Origin of the sequence: Aeromonas sp. ASNIH2, assembly GCF_002934795.1 — a bacterium.
Taxonomy (GTDB): Bacteria; Pseudomonadota; Gammaproteobacteria; order Enterobacterales; family Aeromonadaceae; genus Aeromonas; species Aeromonas caviae.
Genome location: NZ_CP026410.1, coordinates 1 through 6,782, shown reverse-complemented (window position 1 = coordinate 6,782; position 6,782 = coordinate 1). Strand labels below are relative to the sequence as shown.

General features: G+C 46.2%; 5 protein-coding genes and 1 tRNA gene. 3 read left to right on the top strand and 3 right to left on the bottom strand.

What is annotated here, in order from left to right; translation table 11 throughout:
- Positions 1-102 precede the first annotated feature (102 nt).
- Positions 103-345 carry a hypothetical protein gene (locus tag C3F36_RS23140; protein ID WP_042469152.1) on the top strand — a complete coding sequence of 81 codons (243 nt, stop codon included), beginning with the start codon at positions 103-105 and terminating at the stop codon, positions 343-345.
- A gap of 536 nt (positions 346-881) precedes the next feature.
- Here C3F36_RS23140 and C3F36_RS23135 read toward each other — a convergent pair.
- Positions 882-1,538 carry a quinolone resistance pentapeptide repeat protein QnrS2 gene (locus tag C3F36_RS23135; RefSeq protein ID WP_012537714.1) on the bottom strand — a complete coding sequence of 219 codons (657 nt, stop codon included), beginning with the start codon at positions 1,536-1,538 and terminating at the stop codon, positions 882-884.
- Positions 1,539-2,753: 1,215 nt separating this feature from the next.
- Here C3F36_RS23135 and C3F36_RS23130 point away from each other — a divergent pair.
- Positions 2,754-3,416 (top strand): restriction endonuclease, encoded by a 663-nt coding sequence (locus tag C3F36_RS23130; RefSeq protein ID WP_104456152.1) that lies wholly within the window; start codon positions 2,754-2,756, stop codon positions 3,414-3,416.
- A complete protein-coding gene (locus C3F36_RS23125; protein WP_104456151.1) occupies positions 3,413-4,825 on the top strand; it encodes a type I restriction-modification system subunit M in 1,413 nt (470 codons plus the stop codon). Before C3F36_RS23130 ends, C3F36_RS23125 begins: the two co-directional genes overlap by 4 nt.
- A gap of 4 nt (positions 4,826-4,829) precedes the next feature.
- Here the strand turns inward: C3F36_RS23125 and C3F36_RS23120 are convergent.
- Positions 4,830-4,904, bottom strand: a tRNA-Gln gene (locus C3F36_RS23120).
- Positions 4,905-5,943: 1,039 nt separating this feature from the next.
- Entirely contained in the window at positions 5,944-6,144 is a 201-nt protein-coding gene (locus C3F36_RS23115) for a hypothetical protein (RefSeq protein WP_104456150.1), read from the bottom strand.
- Positions 6,145-6,782 lie beyond the last annotated feature (638 nt).

The window sequence follows — 6,782 nt, the reverse complement described above, 5'->3', positions numbered from 1 at the left end:
ACGCCAATCAAAATAAGAGTTTGATGGTTCGTAATTCTAATTTGATGTTTGGCTGCGTTGGTGTCATAACGTAGATATGAATCATCAAAACAGGTTTTTGATATGGAAGAGATCAAGGCGAAGTGGGTATTTGAACAAGGGGGTTTTGCCAAGGCGGTGATCGCCCCGACCCCGATGGGTGCCGGCTACCATCTTCACCTGGTGAAGTTTGGCCGCAATGCAGAAACGGAAGTGCTGGAACGCCAGCGCGGAGGCTGGCGGGTCTTTAAGACCATCGATGCAGGGGTTAACACGGCGCACACCATCGGTTTTCGCCGCATCGAGGTGGATCTAAGCAGTCGTTAAGGCTGCCGCGCTGCGCTTACCGACTCCCGAACGGGGCGCGACAGACTGCGCTAGTCGCTCCCGTTCGGGAGTGCTGCCCTGCTCTCCACAGGGTGGGGCCAGTGGCCCCACCCTGATGGACTCCGTTTTGCTTCACCTATTGCCCCCGCAGGCGTTCGCCGGACGCGCTCGATGTTCCGAGCGATTTGTTCCTCTTGGGGGGGGCAACCATAAAAACAGCATTAAGATCATGCTGTTATTGTAGGAGAGGAATAAAGTTTCATACTAAGCAGTCAAGTAACCCTGTTTGTACCGTTCTAAATGATACTCACCCAGAAATAAAGATTCATACTAATTCCTACTACAAAATCTGAGTCACGCTACAACTGAGTAATAAAGTATCATACTGGTTGTCTTGAGCATCCACAGATTGATTGGCCCCATTCAAACACGTTTCTGGACAAGAATGAGCTAGAAGTATTGATCTAGCTCTGGTGATTTGAATTAGAAAATGTATTAATGTTGTGTATAGTTTATCAGCAGGTATTCGTAAGCATCTAGTCAGGAAAAACAACAATACCCAACGCTTCGAGAAGCTGTTCTTGTTGCCAGCTGGCAATTTTGATACCTGATGTATCGACTTTTCGAGGATCTAAACCGTCGAGTTCGGCGTGACATAAATTAGCACCCTGTAGGCTAAACTGTCCCCAGACATCTTCAGAAAAAACACCTCGACTTAAGTCTGACTCTTTCAGTGATGCGCCCGCGAGGTGAGTCCCTATCCAGCGATTTTCAAACAGCTCACATTTTTCTAAACAGACCCGCTCCATATTGGCATAAGACAGGTTACATCCAGTAATAAAGGCTGAGCAAAAGTACATACGATTACTCACTTGATTGGCAAAGTTTGCTCGGGAAAAGTTGGCCCCTTTTAAATCACACTCACGTAACTCAATACCGTAGCAATTGGCGTTACTAAAGTTTGCCATCGCAAGCTGGCATTGTTGGAAACTTGCATCGCGAAGGTCTGCGACATCAAAATGGCAACCTTCGATATCACCCTGTTCAATGAACTTGCAGTTAATAAATGTCGCATCACGCAAGTTAGCACGTCGAAAATCGCATCGGATAAAGGTGCAAGCAGTGAAAGTAATATCACTTAGATCTTGATGTGAAAAACTGTGGTGTCGATATGTGTGACGGTAGGTTTCCATGTTGACTCCTATGATGAACTGGACGCAACACTACCATCAAAGCCACATCACATCACCAAAATAAAAACACTAAAAATCAAGATCTTAAAAACCCTCATTTTGCCTATTTTAAGGGGGTAAAATAGCGCCCTGAGCCTCTATGTTAACGTTCAAAGTACGCGGCACCATTGAAAAAAGTTATCCGCTTAAAAAGCCACAGAGAAAAGGAACCCAATAGATTACTGATGTCCGCCATTAGGTAAAGTAACCTTAAACGGAAGCCTGCAATTTGAAGTAGATACAAGGTCTAAGAAGGAATGGGGCATAAACGTTTTAGAAATGGCAGTGTACTCTGATCGCTGCCATTTAAGTATGAATCTTTAATACTCAGTATGATTCTTTATTACTTAGTAACGAAACTTTATTCTACTCACACAGTTATGGCGTTTTTGCCACCATTTTCACGACACGCCTCTGATTAAATACTCCTTTTCTTTCAATGAGTTACACCAGTCTTGCTGGTGCGTAATGTGTATGGCTGTGGACCACCGTTTTTAAGGGAGGAATGACGGCGTGAAGAGTGGCTATGTCGTTAAGGGCTGCACTGTTCGGGGGTACTGGAACACCGCGAAGCGGATAGCGGTACAGATCCGGTACAAAAGCGGTACAGATCCGGTACAAAAGTGGGACAGAACCGGTACAGAACTGGGACAGAACTGGGACAGAAGTGAGGCATTTGCAGGGCGAGGCGGGGGGCGAAAAACTGGGGCCAGCGGCCCCACTTTCCCACCATCGAGGCGGCTTATCTGATCGGGTGCACCTCGAAGGGTGGGGCAAGATACCGAAACAAGCCGCAGGATGCAAAAACAGGCCGAAACCATACCCCGCAGGATCCTGCCCTCAAACCGCCTCAGAAGCGTTGCAAACTTTCATGCAGTAAACGCCCTGCCTTGTGTGTCGAAACGCCCCAAAACGCGATACAGGCGGCCTGTTTGCCGCCAGCGCCCCGTTTTAGCTGCTAAAAATCGCAATTGAACATAAAAGGCGTTAGGCGCAGTGAATTCTAGAGCACTGAGATCATTTTTAGAGTGTTATGAGTTCGGAGTGGGGGAGAGGTAAGATTGGGTGTAATGGTTATAAACAATGTATTGAAACGAAAGGTGTTGTTTCGATTCGATATCTTGTTTGTTTCACTTGAAGCTTTGCTTCTTTCGTTGGGAAATTTTTGGGGATTTTATGGTTTTAACTCTGATGGATTTATGTCGTGAGGCGCGGGACTTTTCTCGTCAGGAATCTGTTCATAATGAACCGACATTATTTGGTGTTACGGATGGAAAGGCAGTTGGAACATATTTAGAGCAGAAGTTTAGAAATTACCTTTTAGCGAGGTATCAGTTTGAGGTTGGTAATTCAGCAAGAGGGATTGACTTTCCTAGTTTAAATGTTGACATGAAAGTTACAAGTGCGAGGCAGCCTCAGTCTTCATGCCCGTTCAGATCTGCCAGACAAAAGGTGTATGGGTTGGGGTATGGTCTTATAATTTTTGTCTATGATAAATCAGATTCCCCTGAAAATAGAACGGCGAGATTGAATATATCTAGTACCATATATGTTGAACCGAATAAAACAGCTGACTACCAGCTGACATCTAGTATTGCTCAGGTACTTGATAATGATGGTTCAGAAGCAGATCTTATTGCGTTATTTATGGATAAAAACCTTCCTGTTGATGATATAGGTGCTAGGGATTTGGCAAGGGAAATATTGATAAATAGACCTCAAATAGGCTGCCTTACAATATCAAATGCTTTGCAATGGCGACTTCAGTATACAAGAGCTATTGAGTGGGCTGGTAATTATGATGGTGTTCACGCTATTTATCGGGCTGCCTTTTTATGAGTAAAGAGAAAATTGAGTTTGGTGATTTCCAAACGCCGCTAGAATTAGCAGAGATAGCCTGTGAGCGTTTGGTTACTTTAGGGGTTTCTCCTGATGTTATTATTGAGCCAACTTGTGGTGTTGGGGCATTTGTTATTGCATCAGTGAATTACTTCCCATCCACGAAGAAAGTTTATGGTATTGACATTAACAGTGATTATCTCGATGTGCTTGAGGGGGCGTTGTGTGGTCACCCTCTCCAAAATGTAGTATCTATCGAGCATGGTGACTTTTTTCGTTATGACTGGGTAGGTAAGTCGTCTGATGTGGATGGTAATCTGCTTGTTTTGGGGAACTTGCCATGGGTGACCAACACCGTCCAGAGTAAAATTGATAGTTATAACGTTCCAGAAAAAGACAATGTGGTTGGTCTTGGTGGGTTGGACGCGATAACTGGTAAGGCAAATTTTGACATATCAGAGTGGATGATGATTGATATGCTCAAATGGTCGCCAGGAAAAAAAATTGATATAGCAATCATGCTTAAGACAGCAGTGGCAAGGAAAATACTTTCTTATGTTGAGAAGCATAAAATAGGATGTTATTACTCAGAGATAATAACCGTTGATGCAAGAAAAGAGTTTGGCGCATCTGTGGATGCTTGCTTTTTTATAATGCGAATAGATTCACAGGTTAAGCCATCGTATGACTATAAAGTTTTTGAATCTTTCAGTGATAAGACTGGGCGGTTGTGTGGTCATAGGAAAGGGTTTCTTGTAAGTGATATAGATACATTTGAGTTATCAAGTCGATTTGTTTCATCCCCCCCCCAAAAATGGAGGTCAGGAATGAAGCACGACGCATCATCTGTTATGGAGCTAAAACAACATGATGGTGTGCTGGTTAACGGCTATGGTGATGTTGTAGACATTGAGGTTGAGGTGGTTTACCCTTTATTGAAAGGCTCTCGAGTGGGTAGTGGGAAAGGGTGGGATAATAGATTTGTTATAGTCACGCAAGAACGTGTTGGTGAAGATACATCATACATTGAAACTAAATACCCTAAAGCGTGGCGCTATTTAATATCTCATGCTGACAAGCTTGATGGAAGAAAGAGCGTTATATATAAGAAGAACCCTAGGTTTTCAGTTTTTGGGGTCGGTGAATATACATTCAAACCATGGAAAATAGCTATTTGCGGGTTATATAAAAAGCTATCCTTTACCCTTGTTGCACCAATTGATAACAAACCTGTTGTTTTTGATGATACGGTATATTTCCTCTCTTTTGATCTTGAGCAGGAGGCTTTGGATGCGCTTGATAAGCTTCAATCCAAACCGGTTTTGGGAGCTATATCATCAATGATTTTCTGGGATGAAAAAAGACCGATTAAAGCAACAATATTGAATTCTATTGATTGGACGGCATGATAATTGGCTGGGGTGCTAGGATTCGAACCTAGGTATGGCGAGATCAAAACCCGCTGCCTTACCGCTTGGCGACACCCCAAATGCCGCGCTTTATACCGTTCGTTGCATGAATAGTCAATCAGGTAAGATTTTTTGGCTCAAATGATCTTGATCGGATCCTTGGATCCGGCGTAACCTGTTTCACGCAAACAAAAAACCCACCGTAAGGTGGGTTCTTTGCCCGGTGTTCCTAGGCTGGCAGGCTTCGGAATCCGGTGGGTAACAGCTTCGGTGAGAGGAAGCAGATACCGTTAAGTACCCCCTCAGTTTAGCCGCGTGCGGCCCGCTGTTCAAGTATCTCCCCCTCTCCGATCACCTGTTACCGAAGGCCACCACCTTTGGCGCGTTGTCGTACCCGCACGGATTGGAAGCATGAGTTTGTTGCCGTTTGTGGGTGTGGTTGGTCGGGCAGAACGGGGAAATCTCACATACTGCCCAGCGTGCGATCGCGCACCACAGCCGCCCACGATTCGCAACCGTGGGGCATTTGCAAGCAGAGCGTAACGGGGAACCAACCACGGCCAGCTCTTAAAAAACGGCGCGGCAGTCTGGCCATCAGGCGGGGGCTAAAGCAGATGCAGCAAGGACGGGGTGTGTCTCTGGAGCGCGTGAGAGGGAGCTGCCGCAAGCGGTCTCGATAGTCCGGAGCAAGGCGAGTCTATCTTGTGTAACTACGTCATTTTTAACGTAGCCAAGCAGGAGGGCTCTCCTATCTTGAAGCGCAGCGGAAAGATAGGAGAGCCCGCTAACTGGGGAGCTTTGCGACATCCTTTTTCGCGCGGCCTTTAGGCCGTTGTCTTTGAGCTCTTCATAATAGAGAGAGGATCTTGGCGAGGTGGTTAAGCCCGTTCCCGAAGGGCTGTCCATCAGGCCGTGTTTTTGGCCTGTGGGCAGTAGGGCTTATCCACGGAGCGGGGTTGGTTTTTTCGTACGTACGAAATTTGAGGTGCTAGGGCAGGATTCGCAAACTGCTCGCGTTTGCCGCCGCTCTTGCCCTAAGACCGTTCTCGCCCATTCTCCGGCAGCCCTCATCTCTTCCCGTAGCTCTGCCATTTCCTTTGTCGTCAATGGGCGATATGTCACTGGCTGTCTCCTTTGCTCTGCCGTGCTTCGATTCGGTGAATGTCCTCCATGACAGCAGCAAGGAGGGATGGATCGTTCTCTTCCTTGGCGGCTTCTAGGTATGCCGCGATCTCCACACGGCTAGTCAAATGGTCCGCAACGTCGTACTTACTGAATTGCTCCTCTGGAATGTCCTTCAAATTACCTTTTTGATTCATCAAATTAGCCATCCGATTTTGTGGGGTTTTTTGTGGGTCGCTTGGGTGAGGTGTGGGCTATTTTGTAGGTCTTTTTGTGGGCTCGTAACCTGTCATCCGTTTTGTACCCTATTTTGTCATCTCCCTTAGCTCCATGTACTTCATTCTGTAATCCATTTTGTAGGCATTCCGTAGGTATGCAGTAGGTATGCAGTAGGTGTTCTGTGGGTGAACGGTAGGGCTTTAGTAGGCTTTCTGTAGGGGTTGGCGGTTGAGCAGTTTTTTCATTCCCTATGGACACTTTCTTTTTGGATCTCCCTCATACAACCCCGTAAGTCTTGAATGCGCCCCATTGTGTGTCCTGTTTTGTGTCCAACCAACTGATTTCGTGTCCTTTTATGTGCCTCTTTGTGTGTCCTGTGCTTTGTAGTGTGTGCCCTTTTTTGTGTCTCTTTGTGTATCCCTCCGCCCGCCCGTTAGAACATGATTCACTGCCTTCAGGCACGACACCGACTGTATACAGGCACGACACCGACTGTATACAGGCACGAGACCGAGCGTATACAAACTGCGTTTGTACCGTCGGCGTGCCTGCATCCTATCGGCGTGCCAAAGGGTCGCCCCTTTGAAACCCGAGTGCGGTTCTACGAACCTGAGTA

Coding starts and splice junctions, on each gene's coding strand:
- C3F36_RS23130 (WP_104456152.1), top strand. CDS start 2,754: ATGGTTTTAACTCTGATGGATTTATGTCGTGAGGCGCGGGACTTTTCT.
- C3F36_RS23140 (WP_042469152.1), top strand. CDS start 103: ATGGAAGAGATCAAGGCGAAGTGGGTATTTGAACAAGGGGGTTTTGCC.
- C3F36_RS23115 (WP_104456150.1), bottom strand. CDS start 6,144: ATGAATCAAAAAGGTAATTTGAAGGACATTCCAGAGGAGCAATTCAGT.
- C3F36_RS23135 (WP_012537714.1), bottom strand. CDS start 1,538: ATGGAAACCTACCGTCACACATATCGACACCACAGTTTTTCACATCAA.
- C3F36_RS23125 (WP_104456151.1), top strand. CDS start 3,413: ATGAGTAAAGAGAAAATTGAGTTTGGTGATTTCCAAACGCCGCTAGAA.